Annotated in this window: 20 protein-coding genes; 9 read left to right on the forward strand and 11 right to left on the reverse strand. The window is 63.8% G+C overall.

Going from position 1 to position 20,895, the window contains the following annotated elements; all coding sequences use genetic code 11:
• Window positions 1–71 precede the first annotated feature (71 nt).
• The 9 genes from rnhA to dnaA form a co-directional block, all read right to left on the reverse strand.
• Complete coding sequence (gene rnhA / locus ACSAMP_RS10945) at window positions 72–509, reverse strand: ribonuclease HI (protein ID WP_227148069.1); 438 nt, start codon at window positions 507–509, stop codon at window positions 72–74.
• A gap of 260 nt (window positions 510–769) precedes the next feature.
• Window positions 770–1,213: an SHOCT domain-containing protein gene (locus ACSAMP_RS10950; protein WP_457800468.1), complete on the reverse strand. Its 444-nt coding sequence runs from the start codon at window positions 1,211–1,213 to the stop codon at window positions 770–772.
• 3 nt (window positions 1,214–1,216) lie between these two features.
• Entirely contained in the window at window positions 1,217–3,730 is a 2,514-nt protein-coding gene (gene gyrA / locus ACSAMP_RS10955) for a DNA gyrase subunit A (protein WP_457800469.1), read from the reverse strand.
• A gap of 39 nt (window positions 3,731–3,769) precedes the next feature.
• Complete coding sequence (gyrB, locus tag ACSAMP_RS10960) at window positions 3,770–5,716, reverse strand: DNA topoisomerase (ATP-hydrolyzing) subunit B (protein WP_457800470.1); 1,947 nt, start codon at window positions 5,714–5,716, stop codon at window positions 3,770–3,772.
• A 101-nt stretch (window positions 5,717–5,817) separates the two neighbouring features.
• Complete coding sequence (gene remB / locus ACSAMP_RS10965) at window positions 5,818–6,081, reverse strand: extracellular matrix regulator RemB (protein WP_457800471.1); 264 nt, start codon at window positions 6,079–6,081, stop codon at window positions 5,818–5,820.
• 21 nt (window positions 6,082–6,102) lie between these two features.
• A complete protein-coding gene (gene recF, locus ACSAMP_RS10970) occupies window positions 6,103–7,206 on the reverse strand; it encodes a DNA replication/repair protein RecF (protein WP_457800472.1) in 1,104 nt (367 codons plus the stop codon).
• On the reverse strand, window positions 7,203–7,418 hold the full coding sequence (locus ACSAMP_RS10975; RefSeq protein WP_457800473.1) for an RNA-binding S4 domain-containing protein: 216 nt from the start codon (window positions 7,416–7,418) through the stop codon (window positions 7,203–7,205). The genes recF and ACSAMP_RS10975 overlap by 4 nt, the downstream gene beginning before the upstream one ends.
• A gap of 519 nt (window positions 7,419–7,937) precedes the next feature.
• Window positions 7,938–9,044 carry a DNA polymerase III subunit beta gene (gene dnaN / locus ACSAMP_RS10980; RefSeq protein ID WP_457800474.1) on the reverse strand — a complete coding sequence of 369 codons (1,107 nt, stop codon included), beginning with the start codon at window positions 9,042–9,044 and terminating at the stop codon, window positions 7,938–7,940.
• A gap of 360 nt (window positions 9,045–9,404) precedes the next feature.
• Entirely contained in the window at window positions 9,405–10,718 is a 1,314-nt protein-coding gene (gene dnaA, locus ACSAMP_RS10985; RefSeq protein ID WP_441796873.1) for a chromosomal replication initiator protein DnaA, read from the reverse strand.
• A gap of 544 nt (window positions 10,719–11,262) precedes the next feature.
• On the opposite strand from dnaA, the gene rpmH reads away from it, so the two are divergent.
• The 9 genes from rpmH to ACSAMP_RS11030 all read left to right on the forward strand — a co-directional run bounded on the left by rpmH (window position 11,263) and on the right by ACSAMP_RS11030 (window position 19,686).
• The gene (gene rpmH, locus ACSAMP_RS10990) at window positions 11,263–11,397 is read left to right on the forward strand and encodes a 50S ribosomal protein L34 (protein WP_147563723.1); all 135 of its coding nucleotides are present in this window, start codon (window positions 11,263–11,265) and stop codon (window positions 11,395–11,397) included.
• Window positions 11,398–11,618: 221 nt separating this feature from the next.
• Complete coding sequence (rnpA, locus tag ACSAMP_RS10995) at window positions 11,619–12,020, forward strand: ribonuclease P protein component (protein ID WP_227148032.1); 402 nt, start codon at window positions 11,619–11,621, stop codon at window positions 12,018–12,020.
• The gene (gene yidD, locus ACSAMP_RS11000) at window positions 12,020–12,238 is read left to right on the forward strand and encodes a membrane protein insertion efficiency factor YidD (protein WP_441796920.1); all 219 of its coding nucleotides are present in this window, start codon (window positions 12,020–12,022) and stop codon (window positions 12,236–12,238) included. The genes rnpA and yidD overlap by 1 nt, the downstream gene beginning before the upstream one ends.
• A gap of 46 nt (window positions 12,239–12,284) precedes the next feature.
• The gene (yidC, locus tag ACSAMP_RS11005; protein ID WP_457800475.1) at window positions 12,285–13,634 is read left to right on the forward strand and encodes a membrane protein insertase YidC; all 1,350 of its coding nucleotides are present in this window, start codon (window positions 12,285–12,287) and stop codon (window positions 13,632–13,634) included.
• Window positions 13,635–13,636: 2 nt separating this feature from the next.
• The gene (gene jag / locus ACSAMP_RS11010; protein WP_457800476.1) at window positions 13,637–14,668 is read left to right on the forward strand and encodes an RNA-binding cell elongation regulator Jag/EloR; all 1,032 of its coding nucleotides are present in this window, start codon (window positions 13,637–13,639) and stop codon (window positions 14,666–14,668) included.
• Window positions 14,669–14,741: 73 nt separating this feature from the next.
• Complete coding sequence (locus ACSAMP_RS11015) at window positions 14,742–16,064, forward strand: aminotransferase class I/II-fold pyridoxal phosphate-dependent enzyme (protein WP_457800477.1); 1,323 nt, start codon at window positions 14,742–14,744, stop codon at window positions 16,062–16,064.
• A gap of 44 nt (window positions 16,065–16,108) precedes the next feature.
• Window positions 16,109–17,026, forward strand: coding sequence for a DNA polymerase III delta subunit-related protein (locus ACSAMP_RS11020; RefSeq protein ID WP_457800478.1), 918 nt, complete (start codon window positions 16,109–16,111; stop codon window positions 17,024–17,026).
• 97 nt (window positions 17,027–17,123) lie between these two features.
• A complete protein-coding gene (gene ricT / locus ACSAMP_RS11025) occupies window positions 17,124–18,473 on the forward strand; it encodes a PSP1 domain-containing protein (protein WP_457800479.1) in 1,350 nt (449 codons plus the stop codon).
• Window positions 18,474–18,741: 268 nt separating this feature from the next.
• Window positions 18,742–19,686 carry an AEC family transporter gene (locus ACSAMP_RS11030; RefSeq protein WP_457800480.1) on the forward strand — a complete coding sequence of 315 codons (945 nt, stop codon included), beginning with the start codon at window positions 18,742–18,744 and terminating at the stop codon, window positions 19,684–19,686.
• A gap of 26 nt (window positions 19,687–19,712) precedes the next feature.
• Here the strand turns inward: ACSAMP_RS11030 and ACSAMP_RS11035 are convergent, their stop codons facing one another.
• Complete coding sequence (locus ACSAMP_RS11035; RefSeq protein ID WP_457800530.1) at window positions 19,713–20,000, reverse strand: DUF4491 family protein; 288 nt, start codon at window positions 19,998–20,000, stop codon at window positions 19,713–19,715.
• Window positions 20,000–20,857, reverse strand: coding sequence for a fumarylacetoacetate hydrolase family protein (locus tag ACSAMP_RS11040; protein ID WP_441796865.1), 858 nt, complete (start codon window positions 20,855–20,857; stop codon window positions 20,000–20,002). Before ACSAMP_RS11040 ends, ACSAMP_RS11035 begins: the two co-directional genes overlap by 1 nt.
• Window positions 20,858–20,895 lie beyond the last annotated feature (38 nt).

The raw sequence follows: 20,895 nt of genomic DNA on the forward strand, positions 1-20,895 counted from the left end.
CCTTTGACAAGGGAGGCACAGTGGAAATTTTTTAAAGGGCGCGGAAAATGCTCGCTTTTCCGCGCCCGGTCTTATTTATATTTCTGGCTCTGTGCCACGGCCAGCTGGTCGCAGCGGTTGTTGTACTGGTTCTCCGCGTGGCCCTTCACCCAGTGGAGGTGTACGTCGTGCTCCTCACACAGGTCCAGCAGGCGGCCCCACAGGTCGGGGTTCAGAGCGGGCTTTTTGTCGCTCTTCACCCAGCCCCTGGCCCGCCATCCCTTGGCCCAGCCCTTGCCCAGGCCGTCGATGACGTATTTAGAGTCGGAGTACAGCTCCACCCGGCAGGGCTCCTTCAAAAGGGCCAGGGCGGAGATCACCCCGGTGAGCTCCATGCGGTTGTTGGTGGTCTGGGCCTCGCCCCCGGACAGCTCCTTGGTGTGGGGGCCGTACATCAGAATGGCCCCCCACCCCCCAGGCCCCGGGTTGCCCGAACAGGCCCCGTCGGTGTAGATGGTGACAGTTTTCATGTTGGTGTTCTCCTGGTGCGTGGTGGGGTATCGGTGGCCCGGTGTAGGGGCGGATATCATCCGCCCGCGATACCCGTGCGCCAACGGTGGGCGGACACAGAGGTCCGCCCCTACAAAAGCCATCGTAACTCGCCGTAGGGGCCGACCTCCGTGTCGGCCCGTCGATGACCGGCAATTCTACCCCGGGCGGCTAATAGCCGCCCCTACGCCAAATGTCGGTGGCATTTCGTAGGGGCGGCCTTTGGCCGCCCGCGTGCCCCTCACTTCCCCCTCAAGATCTCTTCCTTCTTCTGCCGATACTCCTCGTTGGTATAGAGCCCGGCTTTTCTCAGGGTCTCCAGCTGTTCCAGGCGGCCTGCCTGGCCCAGACAGGTGGACTGGATGTGGTCATGCTGCTCCTGCTTGCGGGGGGCGGGTCTGGTGACGCTCTGATAGGTGTGCTTGGTGACTTTGGATACGAACGGGGCGGGGCCTTTTGTCTCCGTTCGCCGGGGGGACAGGGGGGCGGAGCGCTTGTCTCCGTCGGCCCCCTCTTTTTTCGCCTGCTTTACCAGCAGCACGGCGGCGACGGCGGTCCACAGCAGGCCGAACAGGCCGGACATGGGCAAGATGACAAAGATGCCCACCAGCAGCAGGATCATGTTGGGGGAGAGTTGTTTCTTTCCCCCGTTTCGGCCATTGTCTCCAAAGGAAGAAAGGCTCATAATTTACTCCTCTTCAGCGGCGGCCTGCTCCGGGGCGGGGGTAGTGTCCTCCTCCCGGTCAGCCAGGGCCATGGCGATCACCTGATCGCCCTCCTCCTTAAAGCGCATGACGATGACGCCCTGGGTGGCGCGGCCCGCCATGCGGATGGCGTCTACGTGGGTGCGGATGAGGATGCCCGCCTGGGTGACCAGCAGCAGGTCCTCGGTGCCGTCCACCACCTTGATGCCCACAACGGGGCCGGTCTTGTCGGTGACCATATAGTTGCGGATGCCCAGACCGCCCCGGTTGGTGATGCGATACTCCTCCAGGTCGGTCCGCTTGCCAAAGCCCTTTTCGGTGATGGCCAGCACAGCGCGGCCCGGCTGGACCACACCGGCGCCCACCACATAGTCGCCGTCCCGCAGCTGGATGCCCCGGACGCCCACGGCGTCCCGGCCCATGGCCCGGACCTTATCCTCGGGGAAGCGGATGGCCTGGCCGTCGTGGGTGGCGATGAGCACGTCCTGGCCGCCGTCGGTCTCCAGCACGGAGATGAGGGCGTCCCCCTCGTCCAGGCGCAGGGCCCGGATGCCGCTGGCCCGGATGTTCTTCAGGGCAGACACCGCCAGGCGCTTCACCGTGCCCCGGCGGGTGACCATGAACAGGTACAGTTCCTCCTCAGTGAAGTCCCGGAAGTGGATCATGGTCTGGACCCGCTCCCCCGGCTCCACCTGGAGGATGTTCACGATGTTGGTGCCCTTGGCGGCCTTGCCGCTCTCGGGGATCTGATACCCCTTCTTGCGATAGACCTTGCCCGTGTCGGTGAAGAAGAGCAGATAGTCGTGGGTGGAGGCGGTGAACACGTCCACCACATAGTCCTCCTCCCGGGTGGTGATGCCCTTGCGGCCCTGGCCGCCCTTGGACTGGGCGGCATACTCGCTGACGGGGGTGCGCTTGATATAGCCCGCCTGGGTCAGGGTGAACACGCACTGCTCCTCCTCGATCAGGTCCTCGATGTCCAGTTCGTCCTCCACGTCCTGGATCTCGGTGACCCGGTCATCGCCATACTTGTCCCGGATGGCGATGAGCTCGTCCTTCAAAACGCCCCGGAGCATGGCCTCGTCGGCCAGCAGGCGCTGGAAATAGGCGATGCGCTTCTCCAGCTCGTCATACTCGCTCTGGAGCTTCTCCCGGTCCAGACCCTGAAGGGCCTTCAGGCGCATGTCCAGGATGGCCTGGGCCTGCACGTCGTCCAGGCCGAAGCGGTCCATCAGGCGCTGCTTGGCGTCATCATAGGCGGAGCGGATGATGTGGATGACCTCGTCGATGTTGTCCTGGGCCACCAGCAGACCCTCCAGCAGGTGGGCCCGCTCCTGGGCCTTGCGCAGGTCATATTTGGTGCGGCGGATGATGACCTGCTCCTGATAGGCGATATACTGGTCCAGAATGTGCCGCAGGGACAGGATGCGGGGCTGGAGCTTGCCGTCCACCTCCACCAGGGCCAGCATATTGATGGCGAAGGTGGTCTGAAGCTGGGTCTGGGCGAACAGGCGGTTGAGCACCACCTGGGGGTTAGCGTCACGCTTGAGCTCGATGACGATGCGCATACCGTTCCGGTCAGACTCGTCCCGGATGTCGGAGATGCCCTCCAGCCGCTTGTCCTCCACCTGGTCGGCCATGTTCTTGATGAGCTGGCGCTTGTTCACCTGATAGGGGATCTCGGTGATGACGATGCGGGTGCGGTCCTTGCCGAACTCCTCAAACTCGTGCCGGGCGCGGACCATCAGGCGGCCACGGCCGGTGGCATAGGCGGCCCGGATGCCGCTGCGGCCCATGATGATCCCCTTAGTGGGGAAGTCGGGGCCCTTCACGTGCTCCATCAGGTCGGCCAGGGTACACTCCGGGTCGTCCAGCACACAGATGGTGGCATTGATGACCTCCCGCAGGTTGTGGGGGGGGATGTTGGTGGCCATGCCCACGGCGATGCCGGAAGAGCCGTTTACCAGCAGGTTGGGGAAGCGGGCGGGCAGCACCCGGGGCTCCTTGCGGCTCTCGTCAAAGTTGGGGTCCCAGTCCACCGTGTCCTTTTCGATGTCCCGGAGCATCTCGTCGGAGATCTTGCTCAGCCGGGCCTCGGTGTAACGATAGGCGGCCGGGGGGTCGCCATCCACGGAGCCGAAGTTGCCGTGGCCGTCCACCAGCATGTAGCGCATGGAGAAGTCCTGGGCCAGACGGACCAGGGCGTCGTACACCGACGCGTCGCCGTGGGGGTGATACCGGCCCAGCACGTCGCCCACGCAGGTGGCCGACTTCTTAAAGGGCTTGTCCGAGGTCAGGTTGTCCTCGTACATGGCGTAAAGAATGCGCCGGTGGACGGGCTTCAGGCCGTCCCGCACGTCAGGCAGGGCCCGGCCCACGATGACGGACATGGCATATTCGATATAGGATTTCTCCATCTCAGGGACCAGAGGAGAGGTGACGATCTTCTGCTGGGGATACCGGATCTCCTCGGGGTCGTATTGGGGTTTTTTAGACATCTTTGGTTGTCTCCTTATTCTCGTCGATGAGCGCTTCTCTTAATAATCCAAATTCACCGCATACTTCGCGTTCCGCTCGATGAACTCTTTTCTCGGCTCCACTTTTTCGCCCATCAGGACGTTGAAGGTGGCGTCGGCGGCTACGGCGTCGGTGAGTTCGATGCGGCGCAGGGTGCGCTTTTCCGGGTCCATGGTGGTCTCCCACAGCTCGTGGGGGTTCATCTCGCCCAGGCCCTTAAAGCGGCTGATGTCGATCTTCACGTTGGGGTTGCCGCCCCGCATCTCGGCGGAGATCTGGTCCCGCTCCTCGTCGGAGAAGGCCACCCGGGTGGTCTTGCCCCGGGTCAGCTTATAGAGGGGGGGCACGGCGGAATAGACATAGCCCTCCTCGATCAAAGGCCGCATGAAGCGGAAGAAGAAGGTGAGCAGCAAGGTGCGGATGTGGGCGCCGTCCACGTCGGCATCGGCCATGATGACCACCTTGTGATAGCGCAGCTTGGCCAGGTCAAACTCCTCGCCGATGCCCGCGCCCAGGGCGGTGATCACGGGCTGGAGCTTGTCGTTGCCATAAACTTTGTCTGCCCGGGCCTTCTCCACGTTGAGCATCTTGCCCCACAGGGGGAGGATGGCCTGGAAGCGGGAGTCACGGCCCTGGGTGGCCGAGCCGCCGGCGGAGTCGCCCTCGACGATGTAGAGCTCGGTGAGCTCGGGGTTATTCTCGTTGCAGTCCCGCAGCTTGTCGGGCATGGCCGCGCCGCCCAGGGCGGTCTTGCGGCGGATGGACTCCCGGGCCTTCCGGGCGGCCTCCCGGGCCCGGTTAGCGGTGAGGGCCTTGTCCAGGATGGTGCGGCCCACGGCGGGGTTCTCCTCCAGATAGGTCTCCAGCTTCTCGCTGACGATGGCATTGACCAGGGCCCGCATCTCGCTGTTGCCCAGCTTGGCCTTGGTCTGGCCCTCGAACTGGGCCTCGGTGAGCTTGACGGAGATGACCACGGTCAGGCCCTCCCGGCAGTCCTCGCCGGAGACCTTCTCGTCGTCCTTGAGCAGCTTGATCTTCCGGCCATAGGCGTTGAGCACGTTGGTCAGGGCCCGCTTAAAGCCCTCCTCGTGCATGCCGCCCTCGGGGGTGTGGACGTTGTTGGCAAAGGAGACCATCATCTCGTTATACCCGTCGTTATACTGCATGGCCACCTCGGCCATAGAGTCCTCCCGGGAGCCGGACATGTAGATCACGTCCCCGTGCAGGGCGTCCTTGTCCCGGTTGATCCAGGAGACGAACTCCCGGATGCCGCCCTCATAGCACATGTCGTCCTCCTGCTCCTGGCCGGGACGCAGGTCCACCGTCTGGATGCGCAGGCCGGCATTTAAGAAGGCCTCCTCCCGCATACGGGTGTGCAGGGTCTCGTATTGATACTCCAGGGTCTCGAACATCTCCGGGTCGGGCTTGAAGGTGACGGTGGTGCCGGTGCGGTCCGTCTGGCCCACCACCTTCATTTCCTGGGTGATCTTGCCCCGGGAGAACTTCATCTCATAGATCTTCCCGTTTTTGTGGACCTGGACCTCCAGCCACTCGGACAGGGCGTTGACCACCGACGCGCCCACGCCGTGGAGGCCGCCGGAGACCTTATAACCCCCGCCGCCGAACTTGCCGCCGGCGTGCAGGATGGTGAAGACGACTTCCAGGGCGGGCTTGCCCGTCTGGGGCTGGATGTCCACGGGGATGCCGCGGCCATTGTCGATGACGGTGATGGTGTTGCCCGGGTTGATGGTCACGGTGATGTTGGTGCAGTAACCGGCCAGGGCCTCGTCGATGGAGTTGTCCACGATCTCATAGACCAGGTGGTGCAGGCCGGACTCGGACGTGGAGCCGATATACATGCCCGGGCGCTTGCGGACGGCCTCCAGGCCCTCCAGCACCTGGATCTCCGACCCGCCATACTCGTGTTCCACCTGGGTGGAATTCAATTCGTTCAATTCTTCTGACATAACTACCTCCGGTAAATGATCTCGTGGAATGGTTGAGAGGGGAGGGGGAAGAAAACTGCTTCTTTCCTCTCCGCTCTCAACTTTCCTGGGTTTTCTGTATTCTACTCAAAGGAATTGCGCTCGGCCCGGCTGAGGAGGGTGGCGGAGGACAGCTGGGAGATATATACGGTCGGCTTTTCGCCCTGGCCGCCCACCAGCACAAAGGACCGGGGCAGATCGTCGCACACCCACACGGCCCGGCCCTCGGCCTCGGCCCGCTCCAGAAATTCCCGGGTCTTAAAGGCCCAGCTGGCGTTGTCCAGGTCGAAGATGCCCAGGATCTCCCGGTGGGGCACCACCACCGACTGGCCCAAGTGCAGATACACGGCGTTTCCTCCTAACTCCGGTCAAATCAGGCTTCCGCCCTGGACATGGAAGGCCTTGCCGCCCTCCAGCCCCTCTAATTTTTCCTCCTCGCAGCAGGTGATAAACACCTGTCCGCCCCGGATACGGTTCAAAATAAATGCCTGGCGGCGGCTGTCCAGCTCAGACAGCACGTCGTCCAGCAGCAGCACGGGCCACTCCTCCGTCTCCGCCTGAAAGATCTCCCGCTGAGCCAGCTTCAGGGACAGGGCGGCGGTGCGGGTCTGGCCCTGTGAGCCGTATGTCTTGGCGGACAGGCCGTTGATGTCTACCAGCAGGTCGTCCTTGTGGGGGCCGGAGAGACACTGGCGGCTGTCCAGCTCCGCCTGTTTATGCCGGGCCTGGTGGTCCAGCAGCAGGGGCAGCAGCTCTTTTGGCGAGGCCAGGGGGTCGGGGATGTTGGACACGGTGGTATAGGTCAGGCTCAGCTCCTCCCCACCGCCGGAGAAGTCCCGGTGGATGGGGGGCGCCGCCTCCTGCAACCGCTTGACGAAGTGGGCCCGATAGTGGATGAGCAGGGCCCCCATCTGGGCCATGCGCAGGTCAAAGTCGTCCAAAGCGGACAGCAGGGATGGGTGCTCGCTCCAGTCCCGGAGTATCCGGGTCTTGTGCTCGTACAATCGGCCATATTCCGCCAGGGCCTGGGCGTACCGGGGGCGGAGCTGGCAGATGGCGCTGTCCAGAAACCGCCGCCGGGCGGCGGCCCCCTCCCGGATGAGGTACAGGTCCTCCGGGCAGAACAGCACCGTGTTCAGCACCCCCGCCAGCTCCCCGGCGTTTTTCAGCCGGACCCCGTTGGAGAAGAGCTTTCTGGTGCGGCCCCGGGCCAGCTGGGCCTCCACGGTGAAGGTGCGGCCCCGGCTCTCGACGATCCCCCGGATGTCGGCGGCGGTCTGGTCCATACCGATCATCTCCCGGTCATACCGGGCCCGGTGGGACCGGGCGGAGGACAGATAGGCGATGGCCTCCAGCAGGTTGGTCTTGCCCTGGGCGTTGTCCCCGTAGATCAGGTTCACCTGGGGGTGAAAGTCTACGTGCAGGGCCTCGTAATTGCGAAAGCCCTCCAGAGCCAGGCTGCGGACGATCATTCCACCACCAGGGCCGTCTCGCCGTCAATGACGGCGCTGTCCCCCGGGCGCATCTTCTTGCCCCGCATGGTGCAGGTCTCGCCGTTCACCGCCACCCGGCCCTCCTGGATGATGAGCTTGGCGTCGCCCCCCGTCTCCACCGCCCCGGCAAATTTTAAAAGGTCCTGGAGCTTGATGAATTCAGTGTGAATTTTAACGTGTTCAGTTTCCATAGCTGCCTCTTTCTGGTTGGGTTTGTTTTTGCCTTCCCCTGGGGGAAGGTAGCGCGGGCGCAAGCCCGTGACGGATGAGGGGGACCACGGGGTGCATCCGTTGTCGGCGGGCGGACACAGAGGTCCGCCCCTACGGCGCGTCACGATGGCTTTTGTAGGGGCGGACCTCTGTGTCCGCCCGCGATGGCCACCGCACCCACGATACCCACCCTCATCCGGTCCCTTCGGGACCACCTTTCCCCTGGGAGGGGGAAGGCTTAGGACGGGGGAACGGAATCCTTCCGTCACGGCTTCGCCGTGCCACCTCCCTTTCACAAGGGAGGCTGATGTGCTGCACCAATAGGCCCCCTTGTCAAAGGGGGCTGGCATCGCCGCAAGGCGATGACTGGAGGATTCCCACGCAACAGCTCACAGCCCTTCGGCCTTCCCCTCATCCGCCCTCTTCGAGGGCACCTTCCCCCAGGGGAAGGCTTTTCTATACATTTCGTATAACCAAATTAAAATTTAACTTAATATCATTTAATTTGCCTTCAATCTCACGGGCAGGACCATATAGATGAAGTTCTCCTCGCCCTCGGCGGGGAGGATGACGCAGGGGGCCACGCCGGAGGTGAACTCCAGGCGGAGCTTCTCGGCGGGGGCGGCCTTCAGGGCGTCCATGAGATATTTGTTGTTAAAGCCGATCTCCAGCTCCTGGCCGTCGCCGTCGATGGGGCACTGGTCGGCGGCGTCCCCGATGGCGGTCTTGGTGGTGATGGACACCATGCCGCTGCCGAAGACGCACCGCAGGGGGGACTTGAGCTTTTCGCTGATGATAAGGGAGACGCGCTCGATGCTGCTCAGCAGTGCCCGGGCGCTGCATTCCACGTGGATGGGGTTGTTCCGGGGGATGGCGCTTTTATAGGGGAGGAACTCCCCCTCCAGCCGGCGGCAGACCAGCACGATATCCCCGGTCTGGAACAGGATGTGCCGGGCGCCCTGGATGACGGTGACGTCCTCCTCGCCGGAGCAGATCTTCTCCACCTCGCTCAAGGCGGAGCCGGGGACCACAAAGGAGAAGGCGTCGGCCCCCTTCTTCTCGGCCACGGCCTCTCGCCGCAGGGCCAGGCGATAGCCGTCCACCGACACCACGGTGAGGCTGTCCCCCTCCACGTCGAAGAGGGAGCCGGTGTGCACCGGGCGGCTCTCGTTGTCGCTGACGGCGAACAGGGTCTGGCCGATCATGGAGCGCAGGGTGGGCTGGGGCAGGGTGAGGGCGTTCTGCTGGTCCACGGTGGGCAGCTCGGGGAACTCCTCCGGGTCGCTGCCCAGGATATTGAACTCGGACAGGCCGCACTTGATGTTGACCATATAGCCCTCGGCGGAGAAGACCACCACGTCGTCGGCCATCTTGCGGACAATCTCGCCGAAGAGCCGGGCGGACAGGACCAGAGAGCCCCGCTGGGTGATCTCGGCGGGGACGGTGGCCTGGATGCCCGTCTCTAAGTTATAGCCGGTGAGGCGCAGCTGGCTGCCCGCCTCGATGAGGATGCCCTCCATGGCGGGGATGGAACTTTTTGCGGCCACCGCCCGGGACGCCACGGACACCGCGGCGGAGAGCAGGGCCTTCTCGCAGGAGAATTTCATTGGGATGCCTCCAGTTTCTTTCTCTCCGCAACAAGAGGAGAGGATAGGATTATTTTAGTAACAATAGCCGTAGAGAAAAAAAGTGTGGAAAACCTGGGAAAAGCCCTGGGAGCCAACGATTTGGCCGTCCACAGGGGGTGGGGATAAAAATTTGGGCTTTTCCACAGGACCGATCCGGTCAAAAAGTTTTCCACATCCGTCCACGAACATTCCACAAACAAGTGTGGACAACTTTTGGAAAAATTTTAAAAAAGAGATCGCCCCAGACGCCCGTTTTGCAGGAAATCCTGCTGAATACGGATGCATGGATTGAATATTTATGCAAGCATATTCATTCTGCCCGGATATACCCGTATCTGCTTATTCGTAGCGGATATTGATGTTGGCGGTGATGTCCTTGATGATCTCCGCCTTCTCCGGGTCGTTTTTGGACAGATCCTCGATGCGCTCGATGGAGTGGAGCACGGTGGTGTGGTCCCGGCCCTCGAACTCCTTGCCGATCTCCTTCAGAGACAGGTTGGTCATCCGGCGGATGAGGTACATGGCGATCTGCCGGGCCATGGAGATGTCTTTGGCCCGGCCCTGGCCCTTGAGCACGGCGGGCTCGATGTTATAGAACTTGCACACCTCGTCGATGATGACCTCCGCCGTGGGCACGATGTCCGACTTCTCCTTGAACATGTCTTTCACGGCCCGGACCACCGTCTCCTTGTCCACGGAGTCGCCCATCAGGTCCTGATAGGCCATGATCTTGTTCACGGTGCCCTCGATCTGCCGCACGTTGGCGGTGATGTTCTCGGCGATGAGCTGGAGCAGGAATTCGGGCAGCTCCACCCCCATGCGGATGGCCTTGTTTTTAATGATGGCCATGCGGGTCTCATAGTCGGGGGGCTGGATGTCCGCCAGCAGGCCCCACTCGAACCGGGTCTTCAGCCGGTCCTCCAGGCGGAGCATCTCCTTGGGCGGGCGGTCAGAGGTGAAGACGATCTGCTTTTTCAGCTCGTACAGGGTATTGAAGGTGTGGAACATCTCCTCCTGGGTGGAGTCCCGCCCGGCGATGAACTGCACGTCGTCCATGAGGAACACGTCCGCCCCCCGGTATTTCTCCCGGAATTCGGAGTTGCGCCCCTCTCGGATGGCCTGGATCAGCTCGTTGGTGAAGGTGTCGCCCTTGATGTAGACCACTTTATAGTCCGGGTGGTTGTCGTGGATGGTGTGGGCGATGGCGTAAAGCAGGTGGGTCTTGCCCAGGCCGGACTCGCCATAGATGAACAGGGGGTTATAGCTGTGGCCCGGGTTGTCGGCCACCGCCCGGGCGGCGGCGTGGGCAAATTTGTTGGACGAGCCCACCACGAACCGCTCGAAGGTATACTCCTCCGTGCCGGGGAGAAAGCTGCTCTTGGCGGGCTGCTGATAGGTGTCCAGCTCGCCCTCGGTGAGGACTGCCACGTCGAAGTCGGTGGAGAACAGCTCGTGGAGGGCTTTTTGGATGAAGGGAACATACCGGGTGGCGATGATGTCCCGTTTGAAGCGGGTGGGGGAGTAGAGGACGAAGCGGTCCTCCTCCAGGGCGACGGCGGTGGCGTCGTCGAACCAGGTGTGGATGGTGGTGGTGGTCATGTCGGGCTGCATCAGCTCCAGCACCTTGGCCCAGATGTCTGTGGCTAGGTTCATGGGGACCCTCCTTCACGGTTTTGAACTTGCGGGGGCTGTCCGGCCATAAGCCGGGTCGTTGGATGTTAGAGATCGGGCTGGGAAAACGCCTTACCGGGGCCAAAAGGGCATAACCTCCAAAGCGCCTTTCCCCGGAAAAAAGGAAAAGGCGTTGAGAAAGCTGCCGCTGAAAGCGGCCTGTAAGGGCAGAATTTTTCTCCACCATTATAGCAGAAGGCTGTGGACATCGCAATATTTTTTATATAAATGTGTGGAAAGACCTGTGGACAAATTGTAGCCGGATACCCGGGCGGCCACTAGATGTGGTGCAGGGGGCGGAAACAGAAAAAAATTTCCCCGCCGGGGCGAAAAATACGGTTGACAGCGCCGCCGCTCATCGTCTATAATGAATCTTGCGTTCTGAGCAAAGGAGGGGTTCTTGTACCCTTTTCCGGCGGCAGAACGCCGGTCAGTCTGACCGATACCACGCAGACCGCAGCCCCGTAAAACGGGCTGTTGTTGGGCCGGGAGAGCCGGCTTGAAATCTGATGAGGAGGTGTCCCCCATGCTTCGTACCTATCAGCCCAAGAAGCGCCAGCGTTCCAAGGAGCACGGCTTCCGCAAGCGTATGGCCACCAAGAACGGCCGCAAGGTGCTGGCCCGCCGCCGCGCCAAGGGCCGCGCTCGTCTGTCTTACTGATCCGCCGGGATATCCAAGCGGCATCGGTAACGCAGCACAAGGGTCGGATCGCTGTTTGCGATGCGACGAGAGGACACAGTTGCCATAAAGCCATAAATTGCGCAAAAGGGGCGTGGGAGTATTCCCCCGCCCCATGTGTGCATTCCGGGGCTTTTTGGGACTGGAAGATGACTGGGGAGGCCGCAGGCGTCCCCCCGTTTGGTATTTGGGAGGCAGTTTTCATGCAGCATACGGTTTCGCTCAAGCAAAACCACGAGTTCCGCCGCCTGTACAACCGGGGGAAGAGCGCGGTGTCCCCCTATTTCGCCATCTATTGCCGCAAGACGGGCCGGGACTACAGCCGCCTGGGCATCACCACCGGGGTGAAGCTGGGCAACGCCGTCAAGCGCAACTTTGTCCGCCGCCGCATCCGCGCCCTCTATCGCACCAACGAGGCGGGGCTTCAGCCCGGATACGACATCGTGGTGGTGGCCCGCACCCGGGCCATCTTTGGCCGCTATGCCGATCTGGAGCGCAGCTTCCGCCAGCTCACCCGCAAGCTGGGGCTGACCCTCGGTTCCCCCGCTCCCGCTCCCGCCAAAAAGCAAAAGGCGAAGGAGCAGAAAGAGGCGGACAAGCCGTGATGAAGTCCCTGCTGCTCACCCTGATCCGAGCCTATCGGCGCTACCTGTCCCCCCTGCGCCCCCCATGCTGCCGCTTTATCCCCACCTGCTCCCAGTACGCCCTGGAGGCCGTGGAGAAATACGGCGCGGTGAAGGGGGGCTGGCTGGCATTGCGGAGAGTTCTGCGGTGCCATCCCTTCCACCGGCAGAGGTCCGTTCAGTATGACCCCGTGCCCTGAACAGACCGCGGCGCTGCCCCCATTTTAAACTTGTGGAGGTTTCAACGTGCAATACATTTTAATGCCATTTTCCTGGCTGCTGCTGTTTTTCTATAACTTTTTGAACAGCTACGGCCTGGCCCTGATCCTGTTCGCCATTGTCATCAAGGTCATTTTGTTCCCTGTGACCCTGAAGAGCAAGAAGAGCATGATCCAGACCACCATGCTCTCCGGCAAGATGCAGCAGCTGCAAAAGCAGTATGGCAAGGACCGGGAGCGCTATAATCTGGAGGTCCAGAAGCTCTATGAGCGGGAGCATGTCAACCCCATGGGCGGCTGCCTGTGGTCCATGATCCCCCTGGTGCTGCTCATCGCCCTGTACGCCATCATCCGGGAGCCCCTGGTCAACCTGATGGACGTGCCCAAGGACATGATCGACACCGTGGCCGGTATCACCGGCATCGCCAACACCGGCGCCTATCCCCAGATCTATATGGCCGAGGCCATGAACGACCCCGCCGTCCTCCAGAGCGTGAAGGACGCCCTGGGCGAGGCCGGTTCTAAGGTCTTCGCCATGGACTTCAGCTTCCTGGGCATCAACCTGGCCAGCGTGCCCACCTGGAAGTTCTGGGCCAACGGTCTCAGCTGGAGCAGCATCGGCCTGACCATCCTGCCTTTGGTGTCCACCGTCATCTCCTTCCTGTCCATGAAGGTGAGCATGGACACCAACAAGATCAACAGCGCCCAGCCCAAGAACGACCAGATGGAGCGCACCAACAAGACCATGCTGTGGACCATGCCCCTCATGTCCCTGTGGATCGGCTTCACCGTGCCCGCCGGTCTGTCCATCTACTGGATCGCCCAGTATCTGGTGAACATGATCCAGGAGCTGATCTGCGCCAAGCTGCTGAAGAAGGACTATGAGGCCGCCCGCGTCGCCGCCGAGGAGCAGGCCCGCCAGGCCAAGGAGGACGAGAAGCGCCGCAAGGAGGAAGCTCGTCTGGAGCGCGCCCGCCGGGCCGAGGAGGAGAAGAAGAACAAGAAAAAGAAGCTCCCCAAGGCCGACCCCGCCGAGCCCGGCGTGGACCCCAACGACAGCAAGGAGGGCATCCGCGCCCACGCCCGCGGCCGCTCCTACAGCCCTAACCGCTACACCGTCACCGACTACACTGACCCCAACCTGCTGCTGGGCCAGCTGGCTATGAGCAAGAAGGAGCGCAAGGCCGCCGAGAAGGCCGAGCAGGAGGCCAAAAAGACCCAGGCCCAGGCCGAGACTGAGACTAAGCCCGAGAACAAGCCTGAGGCCCCCGCCCCCGAGGTCCAGGAGCCTGTCCAGGCTCCCGCCCCCGAAGAGAACGCCGCCCCTGAGCAGTCTGCCCAGCAGCCGGAGCAGGAGCAGCAGAAGGAGGAGAACTGACCATGGTGAAATGGATCGAGACCACCGGACGGTCTGAGGAGGACGCCATCTCCGCCGCCCTGTTCCAGCTGGGTCTGGAGCGGGACGACGTGTCCATCGAAGTCATCGAGCGGGCCAAGTCCGGTTTCCTGGGCTTTGGCGGCAACCCCGCCAAGGTCCGCGTCAGCTATGAGGTGGACCAGGAGGGCGGCAGCCCCAAGCCCATGAAGGACCCCTTCCAGGAGCTGCGGGACGTGGCCCGGCCCTCCGCCCCCAAGCAGGAGAAGAAGGCCGAGGTCAAAAAGCCCCAGGCCCCCAAGCCCCAGCCTGTTCAGCCCAAGCCCGAAGTGAAGGCCGAGCCTGAGGTCAAGGCCGAGGCCGAGGCCCCCGCCCAGCCCGTGGAGGAGGAGACCATCCTCACCGCCAAGACGGCCTGGAAGCCCGCTTCTAAGTCCACCCGGCCCCAGCGCCGGGAGCAGCGCCGCCCCCGCCCCGTGCAGAACCAGCTTCAGGAGGGGGACGAGGTGCTCATCGGCGGGGAGAAGCCCGTCCACGTCCACAAGGAGGTCACCCTGACCCCCGCCGCCCCTGACGACGAGAAGGCCCAGAAGATCAGCGCCTTCCTCACCGGCCTGCTGGAGCGGCTGGAGGTGGAGGCCACCCCCGAGATCTTCGCCACCGACGAGGGCGGCTATAAGATCATCCTCCAGGGCCAGAACCTGGGCGCCATCATTGGCCGCCGGGGCGAGACCCTGGACGCCATCCAGCAGCTGACCAACTACGCCGTCAACCACGGCCAGTCCAAGCGGGTGCGCATCCACATCGACGCCGAGGGCTATCGCGCCAAGCGGGAGGAGTCCCTCCAGCGTCTGGCGGTGAAGGTGGCCGGAAAAGTGGTCAAGTATCGCAAGAACATGACCCTGGAGGCCATGAACGCCTACGAGCGCCACGTGATCCACACCGCCCTGCAGGATTACCCCAACGTGACCACCTACTCCACCGGCGTGGAGCCCAACCGCCGCACCGTGGTGGCCTACGCCCCGGGGCAGAAGTAAAAATTTGATTCTGCGAGGCTTTTGGCGGCGGGAGGAACTTCCTCCCGCCGCCTTTTTGTCAGGAGGTTTCATCATGTCCACGCCCCTTTATGACGCCCTGAAAGACTATGCCGCCCGGCGGACGGCCCGGTTCCATATGCCAGGCCACAAGGGCCGCTGGCTGCCTATCCCGGAGCTTGCCCCCCTGGCCCCCCTGGACGTGACGGAGATCCCCGGCACGGGGAATTTGTACGAGGCGGGGGAGCCTTTCGACTCTGCCCAGGCCCTGTGGGCCGAAGCCTTCGGCTTTGACCACTGCCAGTTCCTCACCGGCGGCTCCACCATGGGGGTGCTCACCGGCCTGACCCTGTTCTGCCCCCCGGGCAGCCGGGTGCTGCTGGACCGGGGCTGCCACCGCTCCGCCTTCAACGCCCTGGCCCTGCTGGACTTAGACCCCGTCTATCTCCCCCGGCCCTGGCTGGCGGAGGAGAATCTGGTGGGTCCCTTCGGCCCGGAGCAGGTGGCCGCCGCCTTGGAAAATGCCCCGGATGCGAAAACGGTCTGTATAACCTCGCCCACATATGCCGGAGCGCTATCGGATATTCCAGCTATTGCCCAGGTTACCCATGCCCACGGGGCTAAGCTGCTGGTGGACGGGGCCCACGGGGCCCACCTGCCTTTCTTGGGGCTGGACGCCTTTGCCGGGGCGGACGGGGTAGTGGTATCCGCCCACAAGACCCTGCCCGCCATGGGCCAGTCCGCCCTGCTCCTCACCCGGGGGGTGGACCCGGAGCTGGTCCGCCGCCGGGCCAGCCTGTACGGCAGCTCCAGCCCCTCCTATCCCATGATGGCCAGCCTGGACGCCGCCCGGGAATGGCTGCTGGGGCCGGGAAAGCAGGAGTATGACCGGGTGGCCTGCCGGGTGGCCCAACTCCGCCGCCGCTTCCCCAGCGTGGGAGCGGGCGATGGGAAAGATCTGCCCTGGGACCCCACCCGCCTCACCGTGAAAGTGAAAAACGGCCCCGCCTTTGCCCGGGCCCTGGAGGACATGGGCATCTACCCCGAGATGGAGGACGGGGGCCACGTGGTGTTCATCTGTACCGCCCAGGACCGGGAGGAGGATCTGGACCGGCTGGAGCGTGCCCTGGAGACCCTGGAGCGCGACATGGGCCCCTGTCCGCCCCTCCCCGCGCCCCCCGCCCCGGAGCGGGTGCTCTCACCAAGACAGGCCCTGTTCGCCCCCATGGAGACCCTGCCCCTGGAGGGCTGCCTGGGCCGCGTCGCCGCTGGACAGCTGGCCCCCTATCCCCCCGGCGTCCCCGTGGTGGCCCCAGGGGAGCGGATCGGGAAAAAAGAACTTTCTTATTTCGCCCGGATAGGGTATAATAACCCCAGCGTGGCCGTGGTCAGGGGTTGACGGCGGTACATCGCGGAAATTCCGAAAACAAAAGGGGTGAGACCATGGACTTTCCTGCCTTGGCGGGGAACGAGCGCTTGAAGCAGCAGCTGTCCCAGCGGGAGGAGGGCCGGGGCCTCTCCCACGCCTATCTCATCGCCGGGCCAAAGGGCTCCGGGCGGCACACCCTGGCAAAGGAGCTTGCCGCCGCCATGGTCTGCACCGCTCCGGCGGGACAGCGCCCCTGCCATAAGTGCCCGCCCTGCAAAAAGGTGCTCGCCGGCGTACATCCAGACGTGAATTTTATTTCCGGCGGGGGCGAGGGCAAGCCCATCGCCGTGGACCAGGTGCGGTCTCTCCGGTCAGACGCCTATGTCCGCCCCAACGAGGGGCAGCGGAAGGTCTATGTGCTGGAAGGGGCCGACCAGATGAACGCCTCCGCCCAAAACGCCATGCTCAAGCTGCTGGAGGAGGGGCCGGACTACGCCGCCTTTCTCCTCCTGGCGGAAAACGGCTCCGGCGTGCTGGAGACGGTGCGCTCCCGGTGCGAGGAGCTGGAGCTGACCCCCGTGCCCCTGAACGACTGCCGGAGCTATCTGGCCGCCTGCTTCCCCCAAAAATCGGAGGAGGAGCGGGAACAGGCCGCTTTAGGCTGTCAGGGCGTGCTGGGCCGGGCGGTGGCCCAATTAGAGGGTAACGATACCCCCCAGTGGCAAAGCGCCGTAGAGACGCTGGCAGAGGCCATAGAGCGGGGCGGCGAGCTGGAGCTGTTCCAGGCCTCCATGGCTCTGGACCAAAAAGATAGTTTACTGCCCATGCTGGAGGCCCTGGAGGAGAGCCTGGGCCGCCGGTGCGTGGCGGCCAAAGACCGCCGCAGGCTGGTAAAGGGCATGGAGCTTGTCCGCACCCTGCGCCAGGCGGCTAAGCTCAACGCCAATCCGGGCCAGCTGGCCGGGTGGCTGTGCGCGGGGATGTTTTCCTGAAAAACCACCCGCCGGGAAACAGGGGGCGTCCGGCCCCGCCCCGGCAGGCGGATCAAAAAGTTTTTCGTTTTTCAAGACCGGACCAAAGGAGAAGGCAATGGTAGAGATCATCAGTGTCCGCTTTAAAGAGGGCGGCAAGCAGTATTATTTCAATCCCAACGGCCAGCAGTTCCAGGTGGGGGACGGCGTCATTGTGGACACCACCCGGGGCACGGAATACGGCCTTTGTACCCACGGAAACTCCATGATCGACGAGATCGAGCTGATGGCCCCCCTGCGCCCGGTGGTGCGCAAGGCCACCAAGGAGGACAAGCTGACCCTGGAGCGGAACAAGGAGAAGGAGAAAAAAGCCTTCGCCATCTGCCAGGAGAAGATCGCCCAGCACGGGCTGGACATGAAGCTGGTGGAGGCGGAGTATAGCTTCGAGGGGAACAAGGTCCTGTTCTTCTTCACCTCCGACGGGCGGGTGGACTTCCGGGCCTTGGTCAAGGACCTGGCCGGGACCATCCACGCCCGCATCGAGCTGCGGCAGATCGGCGTCCGGGACGAGGCCCGGATGCTGGGCGGCTTGGGCATCTGCGGGCGGCCCTTCTGCTGCGCCCAGTTCTTGGACGAGTTCCAGCCCGTGTCCATCAAAATGGCCAAGACGCAGAACCTGTCCCTGAACCCAACCAAGATCTCCGGGGCCTGCGGGCGGCTGATGTGCTGCCTGAAATATGAGCAGGACGCCTATGAGGACCTGGTGAAGCACGCTCCCAAGCAGGAGTCCTTTGTGGAGACCCCCGATGGGGCGGGCACCGTGTCCAGCGTGAACCTGCTGCGGCAGACGGTGCAGGTCCGGCTGGACAGCGCCCCCGAGACCCCCAAGTGCTATCACAACTGCGAGCTGTGCGTCATCCGCAACGGAAAGGGCAAGCGGCCCGACGACTATGTCCAGCCTCCCCTGGAGGAGCTGGCCAAGCTCCGCCGCCCCACCGAGGAGGACCAGGCCAAGAAGGAGGCCGATGCCCTCACCGTGGCCCTGGAGAACGCCTTCCCCGGCCGCCCGGCCAAGGAGCTGCGCCGCCCGGCGGAGAATGCCGCCGCTCCCGACCAGGAGGAGCGCCCCGCCAAGCCCCGGCGCAATCGCACCCGCCGCCCCCGCCCCCAGGGGGAGGACCGGCCCCAGAACCAGAATCAGGACCGGCCCCGGCAGGATCAGCGGCCCCCCCGCCAGGAGCCGTCCGGAGAGGGCAAAAAGCCCGAGTTCCGCCGCCGCCCGCCCCGCCGCCCCCAGGAGGGCAATGGGGAGGCCCGGCAGCAGGCGCCTCAGCAGGAGCGGAGAGAGAATCAGCCCGGCCAGCCGGACCGGGAGGGTGGCGCCAACCGCCCCCGCCGCCGTCGCCGCCGCCCGGGCCGGGGCAACGGCCCCGCCGGAGCCCCCGGAGGAAGACCGGGGGAGGAGTAATTGAGATAAGCCTTCGCCCCGCAGGGGAGAAGGTGGCATGGCGAAGCCATGACGGATGAGGGGGACCACCCGGAGGTGCATCTGCTATCGACGGGCGGACACGGAGGTCCGCCCCTACGGCGTGTTACGATGGTTCTCGTAGGGGCCGACCTCTGTGTCGGCCCGCGATGACCGCCGCACCCACGGAACCCACCCTCATCCGGCCCTGCGGGCCACCTTCCCCCTGGCAGGGGGAAGGCTTTTCATTAAAAAAGAGAGAAGGGTCCCAATGGCGGAATTTCTCAACGCGGTGTCCGCCGTGTTTTTGCTGTTTTCCCTGATGGCCGTGGGCTATTTTCTGGGCGTGTTCGGCTGGATGGGCAGCGGGGAGAAGAAGTTTCTCAGCCGCTTTGTGGTGAACATCGCCGTGCCCTGCAACTGTCTGGTGGGTCTGCTGAACAATTTAAAGCACGAGGACCTGGCCCGGGCGGGGCAGATGATGGTCTTCACCGTGAGCAGCATCGTCCTCACCCTGCTGCTCAGCGCCCTGGCGGCCACCCTGCTGCGCCTGCCCCGGTCCCGGTGGGGGGTGTTCGTGCCCATGGCGGGGCTGTCCAACGTGCTGTTCGTGGGCCTGCCCCTGTGTACCCAGCTGTTTGGGGAGGTGTGCGTCCCCTATGTGATGGTCTATTACCTGTCCAACACCATCTTCACCCAGTCTCTGGCCGTGGTGCTCATCGAGCGGGCGGGCAGCCAGCCGGGGAAGGGGGGCAGCCTGGCCCACCGGATGCTGGACATGCTGCGCAAGCCCCCCATCGTGGGCATGGCCGTGTCCATCGTGCTGCTGGTGCTGGGGCTGCGCCCGCCGGAGCTGGTGATGCGCTTTGCTAGCCAGATCAGCGGCAGCGTCACCCCCCTGGCCCTCATTTACTGCGGCTACATCGTCTACGAGGTGGGGCTGAAGAACTTGCGCTTTCTCCAGGGTATGCCCACCATGCTGGTCATCCGGCTGATCGTCTCCCCCCTGATCTGCGCGGCCTTCTGCCTGCTGGGGGGCGTGTCCGGCCTGGCCATGCGGGTGTTCATCGTGGAGTCCGCCCTGCCCGTGGTCAGCCAGATCACGGTGATGGCCGGGGCCTATGGGGCCGACGAGGAATACGCCGCCACCGGGGCCTGCCTGTCCATGCTGGGCTGCTTCTTCACCATCCCCGTGCTGATGCTGATCCTGTCCTGAGCATAAAAAAATCGGCGTGAGCTTTCTCACGTCGATTTTTTGCGCTCTTTTTTGGGAAACCAGCCCCGGGCTACCCGTTTTTCCTGCTCCTTCAGCTCTAAAATGCTCCACAGGCAGCTCATCCCCGCCACCCCCAGGGCGGCGGAGGGGATGGTCTGCCGGACGAGGACCGACCCCGCCAGCAGGGCCAGCCCCGCCAAGAGAAAGGCGGGCCAGCACCGGCTGGAGAAGTGATACTCGCTCCAGATGACGATGGGGTGGAACAGGCCGATGAGGGCGAAGGAGATGCACCCGATGATGATGCCGTCCAGCATCACACGAAGGTGTTCTCCAGGGTGCCGATGCCCTGGATGGTGACGGACACCCGGTCCCCGGGCTTCAGCCAGTCCTTCTGGTCGGCGGGGTAGCCCTGCATGACCCCCTGGGGGGTGCCGGTGAAGATCAGGTCCCCGGGCATCAGGGTAAAGTGGCGGGACAGGTCGGCGATGATCTGCGCCACAGAGAAGATCATGTCCCCGGTGTTGGAGCTCTGCCGGGTCTGGCCGTTTACCTGGCTGGAGATGTCCAGGGCGGTGGGGTCCAGCTCCCCGGCGGGCACCAGACAGGGGCCGATGGGGGCAAAGCCGTCGAAGGTCTTGGACAGCAGCCACTGGCCGCCCCGGGCAAATTGCAGGTCCCGGGTGGACAGGTCGTCGCCGCAGGTATAGCCGTAGACATAGTCCAGGGCCTCGTCCACAGACACATCCCGGGCGGGGCGGCCCATGACCACCACCAGCTCCGCCTCATAGTCGTATTCTTTATAGTCGGGCATCAGCTTCACGGCGTCCCCGTGGGCGGCCAGGGCGTTGGAGAACTTGCAGAAGGGCACGGGAGCCGGGGGCAGGGGCAGGCCGCATTCTTTCGCGTGCTGGCGATAGTTCAGGCCGATGCACAGGATACGCCCGGTCTGGGTGACCACCGGGGCCAGGGGGGAGTCAGCAAAGCACTGAGCGCCCTCCGCCAGGGGAGCCAGCTGGGACAGCCCAGTATCCCCCAGGGCGATGGCCTGAGCCATATCCCCCGGAGCGGACACCCCCCGCCGTGCGGCCTCCGCCTGCACGTCGATGATGCCCTGAGGGGTCTGGAGACCCAGAGCGGGAGTTTTGTCTTTCCAGAATTGAACGAGTTTCATAGATAACACCTCGGTGAGTGATGAGTTAGGAGTTAGGA

This window comes from Flintibacter sp. SJQ-8 (genome assembly GCF_054108085.1).